Here is a 23,906-nt window from a genome sequence, read left to right as displayed (position 1 = left end):
CGATCAGCGGATCAGGGCGAGCAGCGCGGGCAGGGCGTGCGGGTGGGCCGCGACGAAGCTACGGTCGTCGGCCGTGCCGTCGATGCCCTCCTCGAACGGCCCGCCGTCCAGGGCGCGGATCTCGATGCCGGCCTCCCGCGCGATGAGCGCCCCGGCGGGCAGGTCGACCGCCTCGGCCCGGTAGCCCACCATGCCGTCGATGTCGCCCCTGGCCAGCATCGCCCACGACAGCAGCGGCGCCCACAACTGCAGGACGCGCCGCGCGCCCAGCTCCAGAGCCGACTTCAGCGCTCGTACGGTCGCGTCGTCCCTGGACACGGTGTAGCCCTGGGTCCACGCCAGCAGCGGCCCGTGCGGTGACGGACGGTAGGGGGCGGCCAGCCGTACGCCCGAGGCGGTGACGGCGCCGCCGCCCCGGATCGCGGACCAGGTCTGGGCGGTGACCGGGTCGTGCACCACGCCCAGCATGGGCCGGCCGGCCCGGCACAGGGCCAGGCCCACGACGTAGGCGGGCAGGCCGATCGCCACGTTGTTGGTGCCGTCGAGCGGATCGATCAGCCAGGTCCACTCTCCGCCCGACGCGCCCAGCAGGCCGGACTCCTCGGCGATCACCGCGTGCGAGGGAAAGGCCGTCAGGATGCGCTCCAGCAGCAGCTTCTCCGAAGCCAGGTCGAGGTCGGTCACCACGTCGCCGGAGCCACCCTTGGGCCGCACCCCGATGGCGCCGCCGGTGCCGGCCAGGAGCAGGGCGCCCGCGGCCTGCGCGGCGTCCACGGCGACCGCGCGAGCGTGATCCAGATCCATCGTGGCACCCTTCAGGTCAGGTGGGCGGCAATCAGGCGGACGGCGAGCGCCGTCTCCTCTGCGTCGAGCGGCTCCCTGGACACGTGGTGCCCCCGCGCGCCGAGCGGGCCGAGCGACAGGTCGCGGCTGCCCGGCCGGCCCCTGCCGAGCGCGATGGTGGCCGCCTCACCGCCCTCCGGCACCACGCTGCTGTGGAACCGGTCCGCGGGCAGCGTATAGCTGTCGCCCGCGCCGAACACCTCGACCAGGTCGATGGCGTGCCGCACGGTGCGCGCAGTGGGGGAGATGCGGTCGCCGTCAGCTCCGCTGACCACCTCGAACACGCGGTGCGTCGCGTCGTGCGCGGCGTCGGTGACCACGGCGTGCACATTGCGCACCTGGCCGTAGAGCACGTGACTGAACAGGTCCCAGCTGTGGCAGTGGATCTGCGAGGTCGTGCTGCGCGCGTGGGCGAGCGTGTCGGACCACAGGTGCAGGCAGACCCCGTCGCCGCCGTCGCGTTCGAGCGGCAGGCAGACGAACCCGAGCGGGTGGCGCACGGCCGTGACGTCGCCTCCGGAGATCGCCCGCAGCGCCCACGACCGGCCCCGCCCCGCGGTCACCTGCTGGTAGACGCCGTGATAGCTCATGATTTGTACGGATTGACGGCGCGTAACGCCTTACGCGCGATCTCGACGACGTCATGCTCGTTGTAGGCCCTGGGCAGCGGCACCCCGATCCTCTCGAACAGCTCCTGCACCTCTTCGACCGTCGGCTCGTCGCTCAGCGGCGCCCGCTTGTACATCTCCAGAGGCACCCGGCGCGCCTGCTCGAAGCTGAGCCGCAACTCCGTGTCGCAGTTTTCGTAGAAGAACGTGCCGGCCAGCGCCGTCATCGCCCGGTTGGGGTCCTCGACCGTCATGATCAGCCGGGAGGCCGACAGGTCCCAGCGGAACGTGGTCATCGTCGCCGACAGCCCCACCCCGATGTCGAGCAGGCCGTAGCGCTGACGGTGCCAGAACGCCGCCAGGATCGTGGCGTACGACTCCTTGCGCACCCTGTCGGTGGTCCACGTCTCGCCGGTGCCGTCGGGGACGTCGGACAGCGAGCGCCGGTAGTGGGCGTACGTCTCGCACACCTCGGCGTTGGACGGGTCGATCACCTCGATCCGTACGGTCAGATGGCGCTTGACCCGGCGCGCGGCGGCGGCGCACTCGGGCAGGGTGACGGCCCGCAGGTAGGTGCCGGTGCCGCCCTTGAAACTCCACCGCGTGGTGTCCTTGCGGGCCTCGGCGTGCGCCTGCGCGATCTCCTGACGGCTGCCCAGCACGCGGACCAGCTGGAGCGAGTCGAGCGCCTTACGGGTGCCGGCCACCAGGGTGTCGATCTCGTCGAGGCGCTGGAGGCGCCGCGGCAGGTCGGCGAGCGCGCCCGAGGTGATCGTCGCCTCGACGGGCGCCTGACGGGCGCGGTCGCGCAGCAGCGCGGTGGCCACCAGCGCCAGGATCACCAGAGTGGCCGCGCTGACGAGCTGGCGCTGCACGTCGACGCCGTCGTCGCCGAAGATGTCCTCGGGCATGATGCCGAGCACACCCACCACGATGGCCAGCCCGAGCGCGATCGCGCCGTCGGCGTTCTGGGCGGCCCATGGCGCGACCCCGCGCACCGTCGCCATGAACCGTGCCATCCTCGCCCCGCATCCCGACGATCAGTCAGTCCCCACGTCATGGTAACGAGCGCGCCCCGCGATCACCAGCGTACGCAGGGATACGGACCGCCGACCCCCGGGACAGGATCGGCGGCCGTGACGGACGGCGGCCGGCCGGTCAGAACCAGCCGCGGCGGCGTGCCATCTGCTCCAGGGCGCGCCGCAGCGCCTCGTCGGCCGAGCCGGGGTTGGCGTCGTAGCGGACCGTGAAGCGGTTGAGGGCGTCGTGGCTTGAGGTGAGGAAACCACCCCGCTTGTCGGCCTCCAGGATGACGTCCATCTGCTGCGGCCCGGCGATGAACGTCAGCTCCAGCTCGTTGAAGTGGCGCCGCCACTGGCCGCCCGCGTAGTACTCGATCTCCTGGAAGAACGGCATCGTCGAGCCGTACAGCGTGCCCCGCTCCAGGTCGGCCTTCTTGAACTGGAAGCCGAGCCGGTCGAGCGCGCCGAGGACGTGCTCCTGCGCGGGCAGCGGGCTGACGAACAGCGGGTCGAGATCGCCCTTGTCCAGCGCACCGGCCAGCGCCAGCTCGGTCTGCACGCCCAGCCGCATGCCGCGCAGCGGCTGACCGCCGATGGCGCTGATCGGTGTCTCCCAGGGGATCGGGATCTCGAACGGCTGGCTGTGCTGCGCGCCCGCCGTCAGCTGGAACGACCCCGCCACCTGCTGGCGCAGGAAACTGTAGGACGTTTTGTACTCGTGGTCGCCCTGTTCGACCTCGACGACGGCGGTCAGGTCGAGAAAGATGCCCTCGACCTTGTAGTCAGAGCCGCCGCCGCGGAAGTTGACCATGCCGCGCAACCGCTCACCGGGCCGGACGCCGGTGCCGGTCAGCACAGTGTCTACTTCGACGCCCGCGCCGAACGCGGCCATCAACTTGCGGAACACCATGGGGTTCTCCTATGAGGTCGGCGCCTCGCCGTTGGGGTGGCCCGAAATGCGGGGGAGCAGCTGGGCCAGGAGGAGGGTGGACAGCGCGGAGTCGCCCGCGCCCTGCTGGGTGCGCACCACCAGGGGTTGCGGGGCGTTCTCCGCCAGTTTGGCGCCCACGTCGAGACGCCGCCGGGCCAGCTCGTAGTGCAGCACGGCCCGGTTGTCACGGTAGGACTCGGCCAGCCGGCGCAGCGCCTTGGCCTCGTTCTCGGCCGCGGTCAGCTCGGCGCGGCCGCGAGCCTCGATCTCCCAGCGCACCCGCTGGGCCTCGGTCTCCTGCTCCTCGAGCATCCGCGCCACGTCCTTGCGGGCGGTGTTGTGCGCGGCCTTGACCTCGACGACGCGGGCGTCGCGGGTCTTCTTGGAGCGCTCGATCTCCATGAGCAGGGTGTCGATGCGGCGCTTGCGGGTCAGCTCCCACTCGCGCTCGTACGCCGACAGCTCCTTGGCGACCTTCTCGCGGGTGGCCAGGTGCTGTTGGTACTGGTCGGGCAACTGCACGTCGGGGATGTTGGCGCCGGTGACGCGCACGCCGTAGCGGCCGAGCTGGCGGTTGAGCGCCTCCTGCATGTCGCCCACGTCGGAGCCGCGCAGGTCGTAGGCCCGCTCGGTGTTGACCCGGCGGCTGCGCTGCCTGATCGCGTCCTGGACGGCGCTCGACAGGACCAGGTCGAAGTTGCCCGCGCCGATCGTGCGGACGAACGCCACCGGGTCGACGATGCGGAACTTGAGGAAGAACTCGATCGACTTCAGCGGCACGTTCTCGGCCGTCGGGCAGGCCACGATGGGCGCCGAGTAGGGGATCTCGGTCGAGGTGTCGACCACGGCGTCGACCCGGTCCCACGGCACCCACAGGTAGTGGCGGCCGGGCGGCAGCGTGCCGGTGATCGCGCCCCAGCGGCTCCGCACGCCGGTGGTGCCCTCCTCGATCTCGATGATCGCCCGGCGCCACATCCAGATCATCGCCACGACCAGGAAGAACAGCGCCGCCGGCGCGGCCAGCAGGGTGAGGTCGGTCAGCACGGCCATCCCGGCGAAGTAGACGCCCACGAACACCAGCGCCATCCAGGCGAAACCGCGCCTGTCCTTGGGGATGACGACGGGCACGAGCTGCCCCTGCTCGCCGCCGCGCAGCAGCTGGCGGATGTCGGACCAGGAGGCCACCGACTCCTTGATCTTCGAGAACTCACGGCCGCTCATCGAACCTCACGCTCCACATTCTGTACGCTGCGCGGCCCCGCCGCAGCCGTCGTCACCGCTTCGATCTCGGGGACCTCGGTGACCTCCGCGGCGACCTTCCTGAGCAGCGCGCTGATCTCCGCCCCGCGGTCCTCCACCCGCTTGCCGATCTCGGACAGCCGGGAGCGGATGGCGGCCATGTCCTCGGGGGAGAAGAGCGCCGCCCCCTTCCCGCCGACCAGTTGCTGGGCCAGCGCCAGGAAGTCGATGTCGGTCTGCTCGCCCACCTGCACGACCTGCGGCAGCCGGTTCGACACCGACTCCAGCTTGTCCAGCAGGTCCTGCTGGAAGCGGTACTCGAGGATCTCCGGAGCCTCGGCCGCGCTGAGCGCCCGGATGTCCAGTGCCTGGGCCTCCAGCAGCGCCGAGTTGGCCTTGGCCGTGGACTCGGCCTCGACCAGGCGCTGCCCGGCCTGCGCCTTGGCCTGGTGCTCGGCCCGTTCGAGGGCGGTGTCCATGCGGGCCTGGTAGCCGGCGATCTCCGCCTGGATGGCGCTCAGCGTCTCCTGCAGCCCGGCCAGCTCCTTGACCAGGTCGCCCTCGTTCTGCTCTTTGCGCAGCTGCAGCTCGTACTCGTAGGTGTAGGCCTCCTTGGCCACCCGCACCATCTCGGGCGCCGCCAGGTCCATCCGGTACTCCTGGCTGGACGGCTCGGCGTGCGTGATGTTCACGTCGGTGAGCCGTACGGCGGGCAGGAACTGCTGGTTGAGGCTCTCCAGCATGCCGTGCGTGCTCTCGCCCACCAGGTCGTAGATGTCCTCGGCCCGCTGGGCGTAGATGAGGGAGCGGGTGACCTCGCTGATGGCGTTCTGCAGCTTGGACTGGAAGCCGCTGACCGAGCCGAGCACGAAGATGAACTCGGCCGGGTTCTCGATCCTGAACTGCAGGAACAGGTCGACACTCGCCTTGACGCCCTGCTGCGTCGGCGCCTCGCGGATGGGGGCGTTGAAGGGGTACTCGCGGGTGGTGTTGACGATGTAGCTGACCCGCTTCCACGGGTTGAACAGCGTCACCCTGCCCGGTTCGGCGATGTGCACGAGCTTGCCGAACTTCGTGATCAGCGCCTTGCAGCCCTCGGGCACCATGACCACGCTGCGCCGCCACCACAGGAACGCGGCCGCCAGCACCAAGACGATCCAGTAGTGCGGGCCGAAGAACAGGTCGGTGTTGGGGATCACGTTGCCGAGCGCGCCGATGAGGCCGAGCACCACCAGGAGCCCGAGTTGCACGATCACCTTGGCGGTGCTGCCCTTGGGGATCACCACGGGCGAGATGACGTGCATGCCGTTCTCGGCGAAGCTGCGGTTGACGATCTCGCCGGCCTCGCCCAGCGACGAGGTCCTGGCCTCGATCAGCGTGCCGATCGAGACGCCGCCGTCGCGGGCCGCCGCGAAGTCGTACGGGTTCAGCGCGAAGCCCGGAGCCTGTCCGGGATGGTTCATCGTCTGGCCGACGGCCTGTCCCATCGCCTGCCGTACGTCACCACCCTGCATGACGGCTTGGGCCAGGCCCTGGCCTGCTTGGATGAATGCCTCTCTGGGGCGTGACATAACACCTTCCTTTTCCGCTACAGGCGATTTCGACCGTATCGGGTACGGCTTACGGTTCGCTTGCAGTGCGGGTCACAGGTGTATTGCGTTCAATAGTAGACATGCTATGAATGTAGTAGTCCTACTATCTGGAGGATGGATGAGCGCACTGAGCGAGCTTGACGGCCACGTCGAGGCCGCGGGCACCGCCCCCGCGATCCAGGTCGGCGACCTGCGCATGGCCTACGGGCCGAAGGAGGTGCTGCGGGGCGTCGGCTTCGCGGTGGCGGCGGGTGAGGTGGTCGTGTTGCTCGGCCCCAACGGCGCGGGCAAGACCACCACCATCGAGATCCTGGAGGGTTTCCGCGTGCCCTCGGCGGGCCGAGTGCGGGTGCTCGGCGTCGATCCCGTCTCGGCCGACGAGCGGTGGCGGGCCCGGATCGGCGTGGTCCTGCAGTCGTGGCGCGATCACGGCCGCTGGCGGGTGCGCGAGTTGCTGGAACACCTCGGCGCCTACTACGCCCCGTACTCCACCCCGGGCAGGAGCCGCCCGTTCGGCGTCGAGGAGCTGATCGAGGCGGTCGGCCTCGGCGAGCAGGTCGACCAGCGGGTGGCCCGGCTCTCCGGCGGGCAGCGCCGCCGCCTCGACGTCGCCATCGGCATCGTCGGCCGTCCCGAGGTGCTCTTCCTCGACGAACCCACCGCGGGCTTCGACCCGCAGGCCCGCCGCGACTTCCACGACCTCGTCCACCGGCTCTCCGACCTCGACGAGACCACGATCCTGCTCACCACGCACGACCTCGACGAGGCGGAGAAGCTCGCCGACCGCATCCTCATCCTGGCCGGCGGCAGGATCGTCGCCGACGACAGCCCCGACCGTCTGGCGCGCGAGATGTCCCGCGACGCGCAGGTGTGCTGGAGCCGCGCGGGCGAGCACTACGTGCACGCCACCGAGGACGCCACCGGCTTCGTCCGCGACCTGTTCGCGCAGTACGGCGAGGAGATCGGCGATTTGCCGTCAAGGCGGGCCGTCGTTGGGGAAACAGCGGCGCACTCTCGTGTGTGCCGGGTATGGTGTGCCTGCCCGGTGGTGCGAACCAAGCTGCCGGGTCTACCGCCGGGCCGGCGGGATGTGATGCCTGTGGAGGCCACGTAAGACCGTTGGACAGTTCTCTGTCCCTCGCCTTGACCGGGACGGCAGTCGCCTGTGAAGCAGGAAGGTTCAGCCTGCGAGGGTTGGAGTCCCCTGCCTTCAGGCGTGGGGAGGAAGTCAACGTGGTGCTCTACTTTCAGCGCGACGCGACGGTGCCCGGCTCGACCATGCCGTTGGCGCTGGTCACCATGCCCGGCATGCTGGGCCTGATGATCGGCGCCAACGGACTGCTCGGGGCGGTCGGCTCGCTGGCCGTGGCGCACGTGTTCCCGATGTACTGGCTGGGGCTCGGCATGCGCTCCGCGCTGCTGCCCGACTCGGCCGCGGCCGTGGAGATCGGCGGCTCGTGGCGGCCGGGGATGACGATGGCCGTCCTGATCGCGTGGTCGGTCGCCGGGCTGCTGATCGCACCGCCGGTGCTGTGCCGGATGGCCAGGCGCGAATCGGGCTCGGCCGTGCAGGCACGCCGCGACAGGGCGCTGCAGCGCATCGGCTGAGAAGATGTACGGCGATGAGTGAGACCGTCTACAACCGCATCGCGCTGCTGCGCGCCGAACGCAGCGTGACCCGCAGGCAACTCGCCGACGCGCTGGGAGTGCACTACCAGACGATCGGCTACCTCGAACGCGGCGAATACAGCCCGAGCCTCTACCTCGCGCTGCGCATCGCCGACCATTTCGACGTGCCGGTCGAGGTGATCTTCTCCACGACCCCGTTCCCGAAGATCGGCGAGCGAACTGCCTGACATATCGGTATAAATAACGATCTATGACCTTGAGGTGCGGTTTGGCGGCCAGGATCGTCTTCGCGGTGTTACTCCTCGGCGGATGCGGGCTCGTGCCCCTTCCGAGCGCGAGTCGCGAGCCGCAGCCCACGGCATCCGCCACCGCGCAGCCAACGGCATCCGCCACCGCGCCGCCCGCGGCCTCCCTGGCGCCGTCCGTCTCCGCCACCCCTGCGGGCTCCGCGCCCGCCGGAACCCCCGAGACCGCCGGAGGGCCCGCGCTGGCCACCCTGTACGGCGACGGCCACGACGACGACCACGGTGGCGCGAAGGTCGAGGTGATCGGCCTGGAGCGCACCACCGCCACCTCGGTCACCGCCCGCTTCAGGATCAGCGCCGACACCGGCATGGTCAGGCTGGAGGGCTTCCGCGCCTCCGGTCTGCCCGGGACCACGCTCTACGACTTCACCCGCGCCTTCTCCGGTTTCTACCTGCTGGACCATCCGCGCCTGACCGCGTACTACCCGATGCGGAAGGAGAACACCGACAGCCGGGCCCCCTGCCTGTGCAGCTATCCGGAATACTTCGCGAAGGTCACGCCCGGCGCGCCCGCCCAGCTGTGGGCGGTCTACCAGGTCCCGCCGGAGACGGCCGCCGTGGCGGTCGGGTTCCACCACGCGGGCCTGACCGCGCCCCTGCCGATCAGCCCCGCGGGCGCCGGCGCCCGGCTGGACGACGAGCCCGACGCCACGGCCATCGCCGCGGCCTTTCCCACCACCGTTCCGCTCGCCACCCAGCTGTCCGGCACCACGTCCTCGGTCGCCGAGTCCGACAAGCAGGTCGAGATCGCGCTCAACACCGACGTCCTGTTCGCCTTCGACAAGGCGACGCTCACCTCGCAGGCCCGCGAGACGCTGCGCCGCACCGCCGACCGGATCGACGCCGAGGCCAAGGGCGCCGTACGGATCGTCGGCCACACCGACGACGTCGGCGCCGACCGCTACAACCTCGCCCTGTCCCTGCGCCGCGCGAAGGCGGTGGAGGGCGCGCTCGCCGCCCTCGTTCCGGACGCGAGGTTCCGTACCGAGGGCAGGGGCGAGGACGAGCCGGTCGACAAGGATGACTCCGACCAGGCCCGTGCCCGCAACCGGCGGGTCCAGGTGACGTTCGAGCGGGAGCGTGCTGTCGCGACCCAGACCGGCCCGGAGGCCACTCCGGGCCCCTCCACTGGCTCAACTGGCTCCACCGGCCCCTCCACCGGCCCCTCCACCGGCCCCTCCACCGGCCCCTCCACCGGCCCCTCCACCGGCCCCTCCACCGGCCCCTCCACCGGCCCCTCCACCGGCCCCTCCACCGGCGCCTCCGCGACGCCGGGCCCGGCCGTCGCCACCACCACCGGGCAGCGCAAGCTGACCGGGCTGTCCGCCGATCTCCTGGAACTGCGCCGGCTCAGCGACAAGACGCTCATCGCCACCGTCGACTTCCGCCATACGGGAGAAGGCGGTCCGGTCCGACTGGAGGATGGCGCCTGGGATCGGGATCTCAAGGAGTTCGGGTCCGTCACCGAGGTCAAGATCGACTTCTTCTGGGTCGCGCTGACCGACGCCGCCGGGACGCGCTATTTCCCGCTGGCGACCGCCGGGGACCGCCACCCGGAACGCTGCGTCTGCTCGACGCCCATCCTGACCAAGGTCGGGCCCGGGGAGCACATCCGGATGTTCGTGCTCATGACCGCGCCGCCCGCCGAGGTGACCAGCGTCGACGTCAACCTGTTCGGGTTCACCCCGATGAAGGCCGTGCCCGTCAGCGGGTGACGTTTCTGTCGGTGGTGCCGCCTACAGTGGGCAGCATGCGACCGGTCACAGATTTGCAGCGGAAGGTGGCGCCCTTCGAGGTGGTCACCGAGATGAGCCCGTCCGGAGACCAGCCGACGGCCATCGCAGAGCTGGAGCGCCGTGTCAAGGCCGGAGCCAAGGACAATGTCCTGCTGGGCGCCACCGGCACGGGCAAGACGGCCACCGTCGCCTGGCTCATCGAGCGGCTGCAGCGCCCCGCGCTCGTCATGCAGCCCAACAAGACGCTCGCCGCCCAGTTCGCCAACGAGCTGCGCGAGATGCTGCCCAACAACGCGGTCGAATACTTCGTCAGCTACTACGACTACTACCAGCCCGAGGCCTACGTCCCGCAGAGCGACACCTACATCGAGAAGGACTCCTCGATCAACGACGAGGTCGAGCGGCTGCGCCACTCCGCCACCAACTCGTTGCTGACCCGGCGTGACACCATCGTGGTCGCCTCCGTGTCCTGCATCTACGGCCTCGGCACGCCCCAGGAATATGTCGACCGCATGGCCCGCCTCCGCGTCGGCATGGACGTCGACCGCGACCAGTTGCTGCGCCGCCTCGTCGACATGCAGTACACCCGCAACGACCTCGCCTTCACCCGGGGCACCTTCCGGGTCCGCGGCGACACGATCGAGATCATCCCCAAGTACGAAGAGCTGGCCGTACGCATCGAGATGTTCGGCGACGAGATCGAGAAGCTCTCCACCATGCACCCGCTGACCGGCGAGGTGATCACCGAGGACGAAGAGCTCTACATCTTCCCCGCCTCCCACTACGTGGCGGGCGAGCAGCGGATGGCCACGGCCGTGGACGGCATCGAGGCCGAGCTGACCGAGCGGCTCGCCGAGTTCGAGCGGCAGGGCAAGCTGCTGGAGGCGCAGCGGCTGCGTATGCGCACCACCTACGACATCGAGATGATGCGCCAGATCGGCACCTGCTCCGGCATCGAAAACTACTCGCGTCACATGGACGGCCGGGCCGCCGGCAGCGCGCCCAACACCCTGCTCGACTACTTCCCCGAAGACTTCCTGCTGGTGCTCGACGAGTCCCACCAGACCGTCCCGCAGATCGGCGCCATGTACGAAGGCGACGCCTCCCGCAAGCGCACCCTCGTCGACCACGGGTTCCGGCTGCCCTCCGCGCTCGACAACCGGCCGCTGAAGTGGGAGGAGTTCCTCGAACGCATCGGCCAGACCGTCTACCTGTCGGCCACCCCCGGCCCCTACGAGCTGGGCCGCGCCAAGGGCGACGTCGTCGAGCAGGTCATCCGGCCCACCGGGCTGGTCGACCCCGAGGTGGTCGTCAAGCCGACCAAGGGCCAGATCGACGACCTCGTCCACGAGATCCGCGAGCGGGCCGAGCGCGACGAGCGGGTGCTGGTCACCACCCTGACCAAGAAGATGTCCGAAGACCTCACCGACTACCTCCTGGAGCTCGGCATCCGGGTCCGCTACCTGCACAGCGAGGTCGACACGCTGCGCCGCATCGAGTTGCTACGCGAGCTGCGCAGCGGCGAGTTCGACGTGCTCGTCGGCATCAACCTGCTGCGCGAGGGGCTCGACCTGCCCGAGGTCTCGCTGGTCGCCATCCTCGACGCCGACAAGGAGGGGTTCCTCCGGTCGGACACCTCCCTGATCCAGACCATCGGACGAGCCGCCCGAAACGTCTCCGGTCAGGTGCACATGTACGCCGACAAGATCACGCCGTCGATGGAGCGGGCCATCGACGAGACCAATCGGCGGCGGGCCAAGCAGATCGCCTACAACGAGGCCAACGGGATCGATCCGCAGCCGTTGCGCAAGAAGATCGCCGACATCCTCGACTCGTTGCAGCGCGAGGACGCCGACACCGACCGGCTGCTCGGCGGCGGCAGGTCCCAGTCCCGCGGTAAGGCGCCTGTGCCGGGGTTCGCGGCCAAGCATGCTGGAGCGCACGCCAAGGCGATCGCGGGCGAGCTGCCCAGGGCGCAGATGGAGTCCTTGATCGAGTCGTTGACCGAGCAGATGCATCAGGCGGCTGCCGACCTGCAGTTCGAGGTGGCGGCTCGGCTCCGTGACGAGATCAAGGAGCTCAAGCGGGAGCTCCGCGACATGCGCGAGGCCGGGGTCAAGTAGTTCGCCCTCCGTCCGAGGGTTGCCGCTTGGCCGGGGCTCTGGCGATTTTCGCCTGCCATGGTTCAGTGTCCTTGGCTGATCGCCTTAGATCCCCCGGGTGCCGTAAGTCTGGGCCGATCTGGGTGGCCGGAGCCTTGGCCGACCCGACTGCCTTGGCCCCCTCTGGGCACTGGTCCGGTTGACCCGGTGGCCGTAGCGTCCGGGCTGACCTGCACGCCCGCAGCCTTGATCAATTTGACTGTCCGCACGCCTTGGCTGACCCTGGGCTGCTCCGGGTCGACCCGGTGGACGCTGGGCTGGTGTGGGTGGGCGCAGGTTTGGGCTGGTCTGGGTGGCCGCGGAGGCGGGTGGGCGTTCCGGCCGACCGCGATTGCCTGGCGTCTGGTGATGTTCGCCTTCGGCCTTGTTTTCGGGCGCGGGGGTACTTGGCACGGTCTTAAGTCGGCCGGAACGCCCACCCGCCTCCGCTCTACGGCGCATCGCCGTCCTGTCCACCCGCCGCAGAACGGGCAGAGGCCCGTCGCCTTTCTGCTCGCCGATGCTGAAGCACCTGTTCCCCCCTTTGGGCCTGCTCGCCGTAGCTGCAGCCCGAACTTTCCGGCACACGTGCGGGCCGGGCGCCGTAGCTGTGGCACTTGTGCGCACGGACCTGGCCGCACTACGTGGCAGCGGACAAGACCTGGGCACGGTCACGACCTGCCGTTCGCCCCACCCGACCGCGCTCGCACCAGCATCATCCGCGCCGACGACGGCATCCACGACCCGATCTCCTCGAGGGTGACGGTCACGGTGCGTAACGGTTCGCCCAGGCTCACGTTCGACGGGCCCGCCTCATGGACCGGGCACCGAGTCGGCAGACAGGTGCGTCTGCGCGCCTCTCACTTCGACTCGGGTGCGAACGACACCCTCTTCAGCGCCGTGACCCGGGACGACAGCACCGACGACGAGTACGCCCCGAACGCCGGCAGTTGTGACCGCGCCCAAGCCTTCACTCGGGCCGGCATGTACACGATCGGCCTGAAGGTGAGCGATGACGACAGGGCGAGAGGATCGGCCGCTCCGTGGCGGTTTGTCACCGTATCGGCCTGACCATGATGGCACCGGACGATGCGGGCTGTGCTTCACCGAAACGCGGCCAGAGTGCCCTCCGGCGCCTTGCCGTCCGCCCCGTCGGATGGGAACTCGGCAACAGGCCGACGTCCGGGCCTGTCGGGTATGACATCTAGCAATTTGTCTGTATGGAAAGTACTTGACGATACGGCAAGTAGAAAGTACTTTCCGGGATGGAAAGCTAGGAAGAGGTCATCATGCACATCACCCCCGAAGAAGCGGCGCAGTCGCTGGCCCAGATCCACGAGACGCAGCGCAGGGCACTTCGATCCGCACCCCCGATGTTCCCGTCCTGGTACGTGGTGGCCGTCTGGGTCTTCGTCACCGGTATGCAGTTCTTCACCGAGGTCACCCCTCTGTCGGCGCTCAGAATCGCCCTGCCTGTTCTCTCGATCGGGCTCATGGCCGCCGTATTCAAGTTCGTCATGGATATTCGGAATCAGTCCATGCGCCCCCATCCTGGCGTGGTGGATCCATGGGCATGGGGTGGCTTCGCGGTCTGGATCGTCATCACGGCATTCGGAAGTGTGGGCGTGGCGGTGGGGTTGGAAGCGCTCGGCGTCTCCTACCCGCGGACCGTGATGGGCGTCACGATGACCGTGGTCGCGCTGATCACCACGCCTATCCTGACCCGATGGATGTCCATGAGGACCGTGCGCCGGGCGGAGACGGCGAACCGATGACCCCGCAGCTCGATCCGGTCATCCACGCCACGACCCGGCTGCAGATCGCCTCCCTGCTTGCCGCCGCCGACGAGGCCGAGTTCGCGTTCGTGCGCGACAGCCTGGACATCAGCGACTCGGTGCTGTCCAAGCACGCGAGCGCCCTGGAAGCGGCCGGGTACGTGAAGATCCGCAAGGGACACGTGGGCAAGCGCCCGAGAACCTGGTTCAGCCTAACCCGCGCTGGCCGCGAGGCATACCAGAACCACGTGGCCGCCCTTCAGGCCATCGTCGCCCAGTCCGGCCTCTCGGTCCTTGGCCCGCGTGGTGGACAAGGCTGGAGTAACGATCTCGTTGGGGCTGTCATGGAGGACGCCGTGATCGACCCCCATGACATACGAGCCGGCGACCAGGACCGGGGCAAAGTGGCCGAGATGCTGCATGTCGCGGTCAGCGACGGCCGCATCACCATGGACGAACTGACCGAGCGCATCGAGCGCACCTACACGGCGCGAACAGTCGGCGAGTTGGCCGCGATCGTGGCCGATCTGAGGCAGACCAACGTGCTGTCATCGTCCCCGCCCCCGATGTCGTAGGCCAGGCCGGCGGTCAGCAGTTCGCGCGAGTCCGCGCCGACCTCGCCATGCCGAAGCGGTCCAGCAGGTCGACCAACTCGCCGGATTCGGCCACACGGCCGGCAGGGGCGTCCCAAGACCGTCGCACGCTGTGCGCGACCGGCCCTTCCGTACGTCCTCATCTGAGGTCTCTGCCGAGGGGCAGCCGCGATCGATTGGTCCGACTCAGTGGTCGATGCGTCCCAAGGCCCCAGCGACATTCATCAAGAGGTCAAGCCGCAAGAGCAGTCGCCAAGGAGTGCGGCCAGGTTCGTGAGAGCAAGAGCCACGGATACGGCGCCCAGCCCGCACTGTGCCGGCAAGTGACGGCTTCAGCTACGGCGAGCAGGTGCAAAGGGTGGGAACAGGTGCTTCAGCATCGGCGAGGAGGAAGGCGTCGAAGCCTTGCCCGTTCTGCGGCGGGCAGGCAGGACGGCGGGGGCAGTGAAGCGGAGGCGGGTGGGCGTTCCGGCCGACTTAAGACCGTGCCAAGTACCCCCGCGCCCGAAGTAAGGCCGAAGGCCAGGATCACCAGACCCCGGGCAATCGCGGTCGGCCGGAACGCCCACCCGCCTCCGCGGCCACCCAGGCCAGCCCGGGCCTGCGGCCACCCAGGCCAAGAGTTGGGAGCACCCGGGTGAGCCAAGGCGATGGCGCTTCGGCAAAATCCAGGCAGAACAAGAAGGGGCCGCCGATTAAGGAGGTGAAGGGCCAAGCCGGGGCAAGCTACGGTGCCAGGCATGCGGCGTTGTGAAGCGTGTGGGGGCTGGGAACCGGCCGGAGCCCCCGGCTGCGCCGACTGCGCGGCCGTGGTCGACGAACTCGTCGAGGCGGGGTGGCGGGAGTTTCTGGGGCGCGAGTTCGCCGGGGCAAGCGCGGCCGACGAACGGGACCTCGCGGAGATGGTCGTTGACGAGCCCGACAAGCATCTGTGGCGGGTCGTCGACGCCGCCTACGACCGGCTGATCTGCGCCGAGTGCGGCGGCAGGCTGAGCCGGGGCCTGGCTGGCTGCGCCGGGTGCGATCTGGCCAACGGCTTCAGGTACGCGGCGATCGAGATCGACCGGCCGGGAGTGCCGCCGGGCAACGAGCACGCGCTCAGGGTCAACGTGTCCGTGGTGCGCAGGCCGTACGGGATCTCGGAGGGTGAGCTCCTGCTGCGCCGGCTGTCGTTGCCGGTGCTGTTGGAAGGGCTGCTTCCCACTGTGAAACAGGCGCAGGCGACGAAAGCCCTTTACAACAAGGGCGCCGGCGTCGACGAGCTCAGCGCCGGCGTCGACGAGCTCAGCGCCGCCGTCTATGACGGGTGGGGCGGGGTCAGCCCATGACCCGGTCGAGGTCGAGATCGATCTCCACGTCGAAGCCGATGTTGGCGCACAGCCGCTTGCGGTGGATGCCGGTCGGCACGTAGGCCTTCACGACGGGTTCGAGCTCGAACGTGTAGACGACAGGGTTGGCGTCCTCCGCTTCCACTCGCCAGAAGTGCTGGATGCCGGCGTTGGAGTATTTGATCGGCTTGGTGATGCGGTCCCTGTCTCTGGACTCCTCAGACACCACCTCGACGACCAGGTGGACGTCCTCGGGCCTGAACGAGGTCACCTTCGGCGCGAGAGCCGACCGGTTGACCAGGAGAATGTCCGGCTCGGGCCGCTGACGCAGGCCCAGCGTGACCGCCATCTCGCGGGCGACGACGAGCCGCTGGGGCGGTCGGAGCGACTGCTCCAGCAACCGGAGCGTGAGCATGTGGAAAGCCGTTTGTGGCGACATCATGATGAGGGACCCATCGATCAGCTCGACGTGCGGGGGCGCGTCGGGGGGAAGATGATCGAGCATGTCGGCGGTCCAGCCACCGGGAGGGCCGGGATAGAACCACTCTGGAAGGGCGGTGCTCATCGTGGTGCCTCCTCGGACATGTCACGCCGTGGATCCATCGTGCCACGTACGGTAGCGGTCAGGGGAGATCTTTTCGTTCCTGAAGGGTGCGCCGGTAGAGCTCGTCGATCTCGTCGAGCGGGTCGGGGGCGCGGCGGCGGGACTCGATCTCCAGTTCGGTGCGCGAGTTGAGGTCGTCGATGCCGGTCGCGGTGTGGTGGACCTGGTCGCTGAGCAGGTCGGCGCGGATGCGAGCGCACATCGCGGTGAGCTTGGCCTGGTGCTCGCGGAGCCGGTCGAGGGTGACGTGGTCGACGTAGGGGGAGGCGCGGCGCTGCTGGGCGTACATCGCGAGCTGCCCGTCGTGTACGCCGGCCTGGCGGACCAGGTCGGACAGCAGGTCCGGCAGGTCGCCGAGACCCCAGCCCTGGCGTTGGGCCTGGTCGACGGCCTGGCGGGTCAGTGACACCTCGCGGTGCAGGTCGAGGCGGAGGCGTTCGACCTCGGCGGCGTCGCCGGTGCCCATGGCGTTGACGTGGGTGGTCAGCCGCGTCGTCGCCTGCCTGGCCTTGGTCGCCGCCTTCCGGCCCACCTTGACCAGGAAGTAGACGCCGACCCCGGTGAGCAGGAGGAAGAACGCCAGGATCACCAGCACGATGAGAAGGAGCTCGCTGATGGTGCCCACCTCCTGATTGGTCGCTGCCTTCGAGGATAGTGCGCCCGGCGGGTCCGTTGGCGGGTGCGGCGGTGGCCCGGCGACTGCTCTTGATCAACTGGTGCCGCTGTGGTTCAGTCCTCGTACTTACCGCCGCGGCTCAATGGAGGCGTGGGGGTGCTCGCGGATCCGGGTGAGGAGTGGGCATGCTGGACGGCAAGGTAGTGATCATCACGGGTGGCGCGCGGGGGATGGGCGCCGCGACCGCCCGGCGGTGCGTCGGCGCGGGGGCGCGGGTCGTGATCACGGACGTGCTCGCCGAGGAGGGCGCGGCCACGGCGAAGGAGCTCGGCTGCCGTTTCCTCGCTCACGACGTGACCGAGGCCGATGGATGGGCCTCGGTGGTGGCGACGGTGCTGGAGGAGCACGGTCGGATCGACGGGCTGGTCAACAACGCGGGCGTCTCCACGGTGGCCTTTCTGGAGGAGCAGTCGGCCGAGGACTTCGAGCGGGCGATCAAGGTGAACCTGGTCGGACCGTTCCTCGGGGTGAAGGCGGTCATCGAGCCGATGCGGGCAGGGGGCGGCGGCTCGATCGTGAACCTGTCGTCGGTGGCCGGTCTCTCCGCGCTCCCGGCCACGGGCGGCTACGGTGCCTCGAAGTGGGGGGTACGCGGGCTCACCAAGATCGCGGCCATCGAGCTCGGTCCGCGAATCCGGGTCAACTCGGTGCACCCCGGGATGATCGTCACCCCGATGACCCAGCAGCACGGAGCGGTCTCCGGTGAGGGCGGCTTTCCCCTCGTGGCGGCCGGCCGGTGCGGGGAGCCGGAGGAGGTGGCCCAGGCGGTCGTGTTCCTGCTGTCGGACGCCGCCTCCTACATGACCGGAGCCGAGCTGGCGGTGGACGGCGGGTGGACGGCCGGACAAACGGCCCTGCTCAACTACTACATGGACGCCGCCAACACCTGACGGGCCGCGGGACGTGTGGGCGCGAGGGCGGGGGACCACGATGCGCCCACACGTCCTGCAGGAGCGTACGAGCGGGCGCCCGGCGGGGGAATCACCCCGCCGGTGGACCGGGGGTCACCCCGGAGAACGACTCCGGTGCCGGGCCCGCAGGCGGCGTACCTTCCGGAGCGCCCACCACGCCAGCAGGGCCAGCAGGGCCAGTGCGACGATCACCAGGATCGGCAGGAACACCGCGACGAGGCTCATGCCGAGCGATCCGACGTCCTCCACGGTGCTCGCGACCGGCGCGCCGGCTCCGGCCGTGCCCGCGTTGAGCACCGGCCGGGCCGTCGCCTTCAGAGTGTGTACGGCCAGCGCCACCAGAATGCCCAGCAGCCACCCCGCCCACGGATTCTCGGCCATCCAGGTCGACTGGTCGAACTCGGCGGCCGCGTTCGTGGCGCTGAAGACGACCCCGCCCGACGCCGGCCGTACGACCGTCTGGATCATGTCGTTGACCGTGTCGACGGCGGGCACCTTGTCCAGGACGACCTCGGCGGCGAGCAGCACCGCGATAACGCAGATCACCCCCCAGTTGGACAGCCAGTCGTAGCCGTCGGGCAGTCTCACTGCGTCGGTGAAGTTGGCCAGCACGCCCACGACCAGCAGGGGGATGTAGGCGTTCAACCCGGCGGCGGTGGATAACCCCAGCCCTGTCAGTGCAGCGAACATGGCCCTAGTCTGCCCGGATCGCGTCGTTCATGAGGCGTGGGAGATCAGGCCCGGTGAACTCGGCGACGGCCCGCTCGTACTTCTCCATCCCCCACGACCAGAAGTCGAAGTCGATGGACTCGTTGGCGCCGTCCTGGATCGAGGCCCACAGGGTCCAGCCGTACTTCGACATGAGGCCGAGCAGCCGCGCCCGCGCGATCCTGTTGCGCAGGCGGCGGCCGTAGTAGGCGGTGACCAGCTCGTCGAGGTGGTCGAGCGGCAGGTCCGACTCGCTCCAGATGTTGCCCAGCTCGAAGCAGGGGTCGTTGTTGCCCGCGTACTCGTAGTCGATCAGCCAGAGCCGCTCGCCGTCGTCGATGATGTTGCCGGGCAGCAGGTCGTTGTTACAGGGAACGGTACTTTCCCGCCGTATTTCCAGACATTTCTGGATCTGGGCCACGTCGGGCATGAAGTCGACATACCGCGCCGGCAGCCGGAACCCCCGCTCCCGCACGATGGCCAGGTAGCGGCGCTGCACGTCGAACATGTCGAAGTCCCCGGCGAACCGGGGACCGGCGTGCAACTCCCGGCACGCCTGAGCCACCCGCGGCAGGTTCCGGGCGTCACGCAGGTCGGCCTCGGTGAACGTCCGCCCCGGCAGGAACCCCACCACCAGCACACCGGCGCCCGGCAGGTAGTCGTGCACCGGAGGCCCCACGCCCGCGCGGAAGGCGGCCAGGGTGTTGACGTGCTCGGCGTCACGGTCGATGGCCAGCAGCGCGCCGTCGCTGGCCGACACGCGCACCACGTACGCGCCGCCGGGAACGGTCACCTTGTAGTTGCGGTTGGTCAGCCCGCCGGGCAGCTCCTCGACGGAACGCGGGACGCCGGACAGCAGGGGGATGCGGTCGAGGACCTCGCTCAGGGCCATGGTCGATGCTAGCTCTGCCACCCTAAACGGTCTAGACCTTTTAGCTCCAAAAAGGTTAGCCTCGCGACCATGAGCGACTCGGCGCGCATCGTGATCATCGGCGGCGGCGTGGGCGGCGCCTCCGTCGCCTACCACCTGACCCGGCTCGGCGAACGGGACGTCGTCCTGCTGGACCGGGACGAGCTGACCAGCGGCTCCACCTTCCACTCCGCGGGCCTGGTCGGCCAGCTCCGCGCCGACCCGACGCTCACCCGGATGAACCAGTACTCCGTCGAGCTCTACCGGGAACTCGACGTCGGCTGGACGGAGTGCGGCGGCATCAAGCTGGCCTCCACGCCCGAGCGGATGGAGGAGATCCGCCGCCAGATCGGCTGGGCCCGCGCGTCCGGGCTGCCGCTGGAGGAGATCTCCGTCGCCGAGGCCGTCGAGCTGTTCCCGCTCATGGACCCCGAGGGAGTCGTGGGCGCCGCCTACCTGCCCACCGACGGTCAGGTGGACCCCTCGCGGCTCTGCTACGCGCTGGCGGCCGGCGCCCGCGAGGGCGGTGCGCGGATCCGCACGAAGACGCGCGTGCTCGGCATCGACACCAAGGACGGCAGGGTCACCAGGGTCCGCACCGACCAGGGCGACCTCGACTGCGAGATCGTGGTCAACTGCGGCGGCATGTTCGCGGCCGAGATCGGCCGGATGGCCGGCGTGCGGGTGCCGATCGTGCCGATGTCGCACCAGTACGTGGTCACCGACGCCTTCCACGACCACACCGGCCTGCCGACGCTGCGCGACCCCGACCTGCTCGTCTACTACCGCCAGGAGGTGCGGGGGCTGGTCATGGGGGGCTACGAGCGGACCTGCGCGCCCTGGACCGCCGGTCCCGGCCGGTTCGACGCCGTGCCGGGCGACTTCAACGGGCGGCTGCTGCCCGAAGACTGGCCGCGATTTGAGGAAATATCCGACAACTCCAGGATCCGGGTCCCGGCCATGGCCGACGTCGGCATCCGCAAACTGATCAACGGGCCCGAGGCGTTCACCCCTGACAACGAGTTCTGCCTCGGCGAGACCGAGGTCGGCGGGTTCTTCGTGGCGGCCGGGTTCTGCGCGCACGGCATCGCGGGCGCCGGCGGCATCGGCCGGGTGATGGCCGAGTGGATCGTCGAGGGCGAGCCCGGCATGGACCTCTGGCACATGGACATCCGCCGTTTCGGCCGCCAGTACCGCTCGCCGTCCTACACGCTCGCCCGCGCCGTCGAGAACTACGAGACCTACTACGACATCCGCTACCCCGGCCACGAGCGCTCGGCCGGCCGCCCGCTCAGGGTCTCGCCCGCGTACGGCTGGCACGCCGCGCACGGCGCCGAGTTCGGCGAGAAGGCGGGCTGGGAGCGGGTCAACCACTACCGCTCGAACGCGCCGGACCACGCCGGTGAGCGGCCCAGGGGCTGGGCCGGGCGGTCGTGGTCGGCCGCCGTCGGGGCCGAGCACCGTGCCACCCGCGAGGCGGCCGGGCTGTTCGACGAGTCGTCGTTCGCCAAGATCGAGATCACCGGTCCCGGCGCGGCCGCCCTGCTGGAGTGGGTCTGCGACAACCGGGTGGCCCGCCGCGTCGGCGCCGTGACCTACACCCAGGCGCTCAACCGGCGCGGCGGCATCGAGTGCGACTTCACGGTGACCAGGCGGGCCAAGGACGAGTTCCTCGTCGTCACCGGCACCGCGTTCGGCTCCCACGACCTCGGCTGGCTGCGCCGGCAGGCCGCGCTGACCGGGGCCGACGTCCGGATCGCCGACGTCACCGGGCAGTATGCCTGCTTCGGGCTGTGGGGACCGCGCGCCCGCGACGTCCTGTCCGGGCTGACGCCCGATCCGCTGGACTTCCCGTTCATGAGTTCGCGCGAGATCACCGTGGGTGACGTGCCGGTGCTGGCGTTGCGGGTGACGTTCGTGGGGGAGCTGGGCTGGGAGTTGTACTGCTCCAGTGAGTACGGACTGGCGCTGTGGACGACGCTGTGGCGGGCCGGCGAGCCGTACGGGCTGACGGCCGCCGGCTACCGGGCCATCGACAGCCTGCGCCTGGAGAAGGGGTACCGGGTGTGGGGGGCGGACGTCGGACCCGAGACCACCCCGTACGAGGCGGGGCTCGGCTTCTGCGTCAAACCGGACAAGGACTTCCTGGGCAGGGACGCGCTCGACCCCGAGCCGAGCCGCCGGTTGCGCTGCCTCACGCTCGGCGACCCGCGCGCCATCGCCCTCGGCAACGAGCCGGTACGCGTGGACGGCCAGGTCGTGGGCCGGGTCACCTCCGGCGGCTACGGCTACACGGTCGCCGCGTCCATCGCCTACGCCTACCTGCCCGCGCGCTGCGAGCCGGGCACCCGGGCGGAGGTCGAGGTGGAGGGCTCCTGGGTGGCGGCGGACGTGGTCAGCGATCCGCTCTACGACCCGGCGGGGGAGCGGGTGCGCTGACGCCGCTGCGCACCGAGATCCGCACCCGGTCGGGCCGGAACAGGTCGCGGGCGTACTCGACCGGGGTGCCGTCGGCCGCGTAGGCGGTGCGTTCGATCGACATCAGCGGCGCGCCGGGCGCGATGCCCAGCTCGGCCGCCTCGCCCGGCCCGGCGATCACCGGGTCGAGGTGCTCCACGGCCGTGCGCGGCTCCAGGTCGTACGCGCCGGCGAGCAGCGCGTAGAGCGACCCGCCCAGGTCGGCGTCCAGGAACCCGGGCAGCGCGGGGAAGAAGGAGCGTTCGAGCGCCACCGGCGACCGCCCGGCGGAACGCACCCGGGCGACCTCGTGCACCGGCTCGCCCTCGGCCAGCTCCAGGGCGGCGGCGACCCGCCCGGTCGCGGGCACGGTCGCGGCCACCAGGACCCGCGCCTCGGCGTGCAGGTGGGCGCGGCGCATCTGCTCGGTGAAGCCGGTCAGCCCGGTCAGGTCGCAGTCGACGCGCGGCTCGGCCACGAACGCGCCGCCGGACCTGCCCGGGACCCGGATCAGCACGCCGTCGCGCTCCAGGGTGGCCAGCGCCTGCCTGAGCGTCATCCGGCTCACGCCGAGCCGTCCGGCGAGCTCCCGCTCGCCGGGCAGCCGGTCGCCGGGCGCCATCTCGCCGCCGGCGATCGAGGCGAGCAGCCAGCGCTCGATCTGCACGTGCGCGGGAACACCGGTGCCACGCTCCAGCTCGGGTGTCCCGACCACACGCGCATCGTAGCCGTCAGCCGGAGAGCCGGGCCAGCCGCTCCACGGCGTCGGCGAACTCGCTCACCATCTCGTACACCACCTCGCGGGCCGGCTTGATCTGGTTCATCTGGCCCACGACCTGCCCGACGAAGTAGTTGGCCAGTTCCAGCGCGCCCGGCTCGCCCCGTTCGGCGGCCGAGGTGACACGGGCCATCGTGCCTTCGGCCACCAGCATCTGCAGCGGCATCGGGAGCGGCCCGGGGCTCTCCTGACCGGAGTCCCACTCGTCGGTCCAGGCCGACCTGAGCTGGCGGGCGGGCTTGCCGGTGCGGGAGCGGGAACGGACCGTGTCCAGCGACGAGGCGGTCAGCATCTTGCGCTTGACCGAGGGCGCCGTCTCGGCCTCCTCGGTGGTCAGCCAGACCGACCCGCACCACACGCCCTGCGCGCCGAGCGCCATCGCCGCCGCCATCTGCCGGCCGGAGGCGATGCCGCCGGCGGCCAGCACCGGCAGCGGCGCCACCGCGTCCACGACCTGCGGCACCAGCACCATCGTGGCGATCTCGCCGGTGTGCCCGCCCGCCTCGGTGCCCTGCGCGACGATCAGGTCGGCGCCCGCCGCCACCTGCCTGCGCGCGTGCTCCACGGTGCCGACCAGGGCCGCCACGGGCACCCCGGCCTCGCGGGCGCTCGCCACCATCTCCGGCGGGGGCGGCCCGAGCGCGCTGGCGATCAGGCCGATCGGGTGCTTGAGGGCCACGTCGATCAGGCCGGTCGCGCCCGCCGCCGTCACCCGCCTGCCGAACTCGTCCGGCGACCCGCCCATCGGCTGGACCGGGCCGGTCACGCCGTACTTGGACAGCAGGTGCGTGACGAAGTCGCGGTGCCGTTCGGGGATGAAGTCGGCCAGCCGCGCGTCAAGGTCCAGCGCGGAGGCGTCGATCTTGCCGGGGACGAGCACGTCCACCCCGTACGGGCGGCCGCCGACCCGCTCGTCGATCCAGGTGAGCTCGGTGTCGAGCTGTTCGGGCGTGTAGGCGATGGCGCCCAGCACCCCGAAGCCGCCGGCGTTGGTGACCGCGGCCACCACGTCGCGGCAGTGGCTGAAGGCGAACAGGGGGAACTCGACGCCGAGGCGCTCGGTGATTGCGGTTCGCATGAACCGACGCTAACCGCCAGAACGATGTTCGGTCCAGATTCC

The 23,906-nt window shown here is 70.1% G+C and carries 23 protein-coding genes; 11 read left to right on the top strand and 12 right to left on the bottom strand.

Features of this window, described 5'->3' with window-relative positions; translation table 11 throughout:
* Positions 1–3: 3 nt before the first annotated feature.
* The 6 genes from AB0I38_RS12525 to AB0I38_RS12500 all read right to left on the bottom strand — a co-directional run bounded on the left by AB0I38_RS12525 (position 4) and on the right by AB0I38_RS12500 (position 6,214).
* Complete coding sequence (locus tag AB0I38_RS12525; protein ID WP_358466161.1) at positions 4–804, bottom strand: inositol monophosphatase family protein; 801 nt, start codon at positions 802–804, stop codon at positions 4–6.
* A gap of 11 nt (positions 805–815) precedes the next feature.
* Complete coding sequence (locus AB0I38_RS12520; protein WP_358466159.1) at positions 816–1,433, bottom strand: hypothetical protein; 618 nt, start codon at positions 1,431–1,433, stop codon at positions 816–818.
* Entirely contained in the window at positions 1,430–2,458 is a 1,029-nt protein-coding gene (locus tag AB0I38_RS12515) for a hypothetical protein (protein ID WP_358466157.1), read from the bottom strand. The genes AB0I38_RS12520 and AB0I38_RS12515 overlap by 4 nt, the downstream gene beginning before the upstream one ends.
* A 151-nt stretch (positions 2,459–2,609) precedes the next feature.
* Positions 2,610–3,383 (bottom strand): sporulation protein, encoded by a 774-nt coding sequence (locus AB0I38_RS12510; protein ID WP_358466155.1) that lies wholly within the window; start codon positions 3,381–3,383, stop codon positions 2,610–2,612.
* Positions 3,384–3,392: 9 nt separating this feature from the next.
* On the bottom strand, positions 3,393–4,625 hold the full coding sequence (locus AB0I38_RS12505; protein ID WP_358466153.1) for an SPFH domain-containing protein: 1,233 nt from the start codon (positions 4,623–4,625) through the stop codon (positions 3,393–3,395).
* Entirely contained in the window at positions 4,622–6,214 is a 1,593-nt protein-coding gene (locus AB0I38_RS12500) for an SPFH domain-containing protein (protein ID WP_358466151.1), read from the bottom strand. The genes AB0I38_RS12505 and AB0I38_RS12500 overlap by 4 nt, the downstream gene beginning before the upstream one ends.
* 139 nt (positions 6,215–6,353) lie before the next feature.
* Here AB0I38_RS12500 and AB0I38_RS12495 point away from each other — a divergent pair, with 139 nt between their 5' ends.
* From AB0I38_RS12495 to AB0I38_RS12455, 9 genes are all read left to right on the top strand, one after another.
* Positions 6,354–7,349 (top strand): ABC transporter ATP-binding protein, encoded by a 996-nt coding sequence (locus AB0I38_RS12495; protein WP_358466149.1) that lies wholly within the window; start codon positions 6,354–6,356, stop codon positions 7,347–7,349.
* A gap of 119 nt (positions 7,350–7,468) precedes the next feature.
* Positions 7,469–7,843, top strand: coding sequence for a hypothetical protein (locus AB0I38_RS12490; protein WP_358466147.1), 375 nt, complete (start codon positions 7,469–7,471; stop codon positions 7,841–7,843).
* Between the two features lie 14 nt (positions 7,844–7,857).
* Positions 7,858–8,091, top strand: a complete 234-nt coding sequence (locus AB0I38_RS12485) for a helix-turn-helix transcriptional regulator (RefSeq protein ID WP_358466145.1) — start codon at positions 7,858–7,860, stop codon at positions 8,089–8,091.
* Positions 8,092–8,132: 41 nt separating this feature from the next.
* Positions 8,133–9,884, top strand: a complete 1,752-nt coding sequence (locus tag AB0I38_RS12480; RefSeq protein WP_358466143.1) for an OmpA family protein — start codon at positions 8,133–8,135, stop codon at positions 9,882–9,884.
* 35 nt (positions 9,885–9,919) lie between these two features.
* Complete coding sequence (gene uvrB / locus AB0I38_RS12475) at positions 9,920–12,028, top strand: excinuclease ABC subunit UvrB (protein ID WP_358466141.1); 2,109 nt, start codon at positions 9,920–9,922, stop codon at positions 12,026–12,028.
* 777 nt (positions 12,029–12,805) lie between these two features.
* Positions 12,806–13,117 (top strand): hypothetical protein, encoded by a 312-nt coding sequence (locus tag AB0I38_RS12470; protein WP_358466139.1) that lies wholly within the window; start codon positions 12,806–12,808, stop codon positions 13,115–13,117.
* A 218-nt stretch (positions 13,118–13,335) separates the two neighbouring features.
* Positions 13,336–13,821 (top strand): hypothetical protein, encoded by a 486-nt coding sequence (locus tag AB0I38_RS12465; protein WP_358466137.1) that lies wholly within the window; start codon positions 13,336–13,338, stop codon positions 13,819–13,821.
* On the top strand, positions 13,773–14,396 hold the full coding sequence (locus AB0I38_RS12460) for a transcriptional regulator (RefSeq protein ID WP_358466135.1): 624 nt from the start codon (positions 13,773–13,775) through the stop codon (positions 14,394–14,396). The genes AB0I38_RS12465 and AB0I38_RS12460 overlap by 49 nt, the downstream gene beginning before the upstream one ends.
* Before the next feature lie 758 nt (positions 14,397–15,154).
* Entirely contained in the window at positions 15,155–15,742 is a 588-nt protein-coding gene (locus AB0I38_RS12455; RefSeq protein WP_358466133.1) for a hypothetical protein, read from the top strand.
* On the opposite strand, the gene AB0I38_RS12450 is transcribed toward AB0I38_RS12455, so the two are convergent.
* Both AB0I38_RS12450 and AB0I38_RS12445 read right to left on the bottom strand, forming a co-directional pair.
* Positions 15,732–16,307 carry a Uma2 family endonuclease gene (locus AB0I38_RS12450; protein ID WP_358466131.1) on the bottom strand — a complete coding sequence of 192 codons (576 nt, stop codon included), beginning with the start codon at positions 16,305–16,307 and terminating at the stop codon, positions 15,732–15,734. The two genes, AB0I38_RS12455 and AB0I38_RS12450, sit on opposite strands and share 11 nt — an antisense overlap.
* 58 nt (positions 16,308–16,365) lie before the next feature.
* Positions 16,366–16,971 (bottom strand): hypothetical protein, encoded by a 606-nt coding sequence (locus AB0I38_RS12445; protein ID WP_358466129.1) that lies wholly within the window; start codon positions 16,969–16,971, stop codon positions 16,366–16,368.
* Between the two features lie 176 nt (positions 16,972–17,147).
* On the opposite strand from AB0I38_RS12445, the gene AB0I38_RS12440 reads away from it, so the two are divergent.
* Complete coding sequence (locus AB0I38_RS12440) at positions 17,148–17,912, top strand: glucose 1-dehydrogenase (RefSeq protein ID WP_358466127.1); 765 nt, start codon at positions 17,148–17,150, stop codon at positions 17,910–17,912.
* A gap of 114 nt (positions 17,913–18,026) precedes the next feature.
* Here AB0I38_RS12440 and AB0I38_RS12435 read toward each other — a convergent pair whose 3' ends face one another.
* Positions 18,027–18,623, bottom strand: coding sequence for a DUF4126 domain-containing protein (locus tag AB0I38_RS12435; protein WP_358466126.1), 597 nt, complete (start codon positions 18,621–18,623; stop codon positions 18,027–18,029).
* 4 nt (positions 18,624–18,627) lie between these two features.
* Positions 18,628–19,554 (bottom strand): phosphotransferase, encoded by a 927-nt coding sequence (locus tag AB0I38_RS12430; RefSeq protein WP_358466124.1) that lies wholly within the window; start codon positions 19,552–19,554, stop codon positions 18,628–18,630.
* A 48-nt stretch (positions 19,555–19,602) separates the two neighbouring features.
* Between AB0I38_RS12430 and AB0I38_RS12425 the strand changes: the two genes are divergently transcribed.
* Positions 19,603–21,990 (top strand): GcvT family protein, encoded by a 2,388-nt coding sequence (locus tag AB0I38_RS12425; RefSeq protein ID WP_358466122.1) that lies wholly within the window; start codon positions 19,603–19,605, stop codon positions 21,988–21,990.
* On the opposite strand, the gene AB0I38_RS12420 is transcribed toward AB0I38_RS12425, so the two are convergent.
* Positions 21,947–22,723 carry a GntR family transcriptional regulator gene (locus tag AB0I38_RS12420; protein ID WP_358466120.1) on the bottom strand — a complete coding sequence of 259 codons (777 nt, stop codon included), beginning with the start codon at positions 22,721–22,723 and terminating at the stop codon, positions 21,947–21,949. The genes AB0I38_RS12425 and AB0I38_RS12420 overlap by 44 nt on opposite strands.
* A 16-nt stretch (positions 22,724–22,739) precedes the next feature.
* Positions 22,740–23,864 (bottom strand): NAD(P)H-dependent flavin oxidoreductase, encoded by a 1,125-nt coding sequence (locus tag AB0I38_RS12415; protein ID WP_358466118.1) that lies wholly within the window; start codon positions 23,862–23,864, stop codon positions 22,740–22,742.
* Positions 23,865–23,906: the final 42 nt, after the last annotated feature.

Origin of the sequence: Nonomuraea cavernae (genome assembly GCF_040655715.1) — a bacterium.
Lineage (GTDB): Bacteria > Actinomycetota > Actinomycetes > Streptosporangiales > Streptosporangiaceae > Nonomuraea > Nonomuraea cavernae_A.
Note: the sequence above shows the minus strand (reverse complement) of the source record. Positions and strands in the feature narration are given on the sequence as shown.

Bases quoted from the DNA above. Each gene is read 5' to 3' on its own strand.
- AB0I38_RS12525 (WP_358466161.1), bottom strand. From the start codon at position 804: ATGGATCTGGATCACGCTCGCGCGGTCGCCGTGGACGCCGCGCAGGCC.
- AB0I38_RS12520 (WP_358466159.1), bottom strand. From the start codon at position 1,433: ATGAGCTATCACGGCGTCTACCAGCAGGTGACCGCGGGGCGGGGCCGG.
- AB0I38_RS12515 (WP_358466157.1), bottom strand. From the start codon at position 2,458: ATGGCGACGGTGCGCGGGGTCGCGCCATGGGCCGCCCAGAACGCCGAC.
- AB0I38_RS12510 (WP_358466155.1), bottom strand. From the start codon at position 3,383: ATGGTGTTCCGCAAGTTGATGGCCGCGTTCGGCGCGGGCGTCGAAGTA.
- AB0I38_RS12505 (WP_358466153.1), bottom strand. From the start codon at position 4,625: ATGAGCGGCCGTGAGTTCTCGAAGATCAAGGAGTCGGTGGCCTCCTGG.
- AB0I38_RS12500 (WP_358466151.1), bottom strand. From the start codon at position 6,214: ATGTCACGCCCCAGAGAGGCATTCATCCAAGCAGGCCAGGGCCTGGCC.
- AB0I38_RS12495 (WP_358466149.1), top strand. From the start codon at position 6,354: ATGAGCGCACTGAGCGAGCTTGACGGCCACGTCGAGGCCGCGGGCACC.
- AB0I38_RS12485 (WP_358466145.1), top strand. From the start codon at position 7,858: ATGAGTGAGACCGTCTACAACCGCATCGCGCTGCTGCGCGCCGAACGC.
- uvrB (WP_358466141.1), top strand. From the start codon at position 9,920: ATGCGACCGGTCACAGATTTGCAGCGGAAGGTGGCGCCCTTCGAGGTG.
- AB0I38_RS12465 (WP_358466137.1), top strand. From the start codon at position 13,336: ATGCACATCACCCCCGAAGAAGCGGCGCAGTCGCTGGCCCAGATCCAC.
- AB0I38_RS12460 (WP_358466135.1), top strand. From the start codon at position 13,773: ATGGATGTCCATGAGGACCGTGCGCCGGGCGGAGACGGCGAACCGATG.
- AB0I38_RS12455 (WP_358466133.1), top strand. From the start codon at position 15,155: ATGCGGCGTTGTGAAGCGTGTGGGGGCTGGGAACCGGCCGGAGCCCCC.
- AB0I38_RS12450 (WP_358466131.1), bottom strand. From the start codon at position 16,307: ATGAGCACCGCCCTTCCAGAGTGGTTCTATCCCGGCCCTCCCGGTGGC.
- AB0I38_RS12440 (WP_358466127.1), top strand. From the start codon at position 17,148: ATGCTGGACGGCAAGGTAGTGATCATCACGGGTGGCGCGCGGGGGATG.
- AB0I38_RS12435 (WP_358466126.1), bottom strand. From the start codon at position 18,623: ATGTTCGCTGCACTGACAGGGCTGGGGTTATCCACCGCCGCCGGGTTG.
- AB0I38_RS12425 (WP_358466122.1), top strand. From the start codon at position 19,603: ATGAGCGACTCGGCGCGCATCGTGATCATCGGCGGCGGCGTGGGCGGC.
- AB0I38_RS12415 (WP_358466118.1), bottom strand. From the start codon at position 23,864: ATGCGAACCGCAATCACCGAGCGCCTCGGCGTCGAGTTCCCCCTGTTC.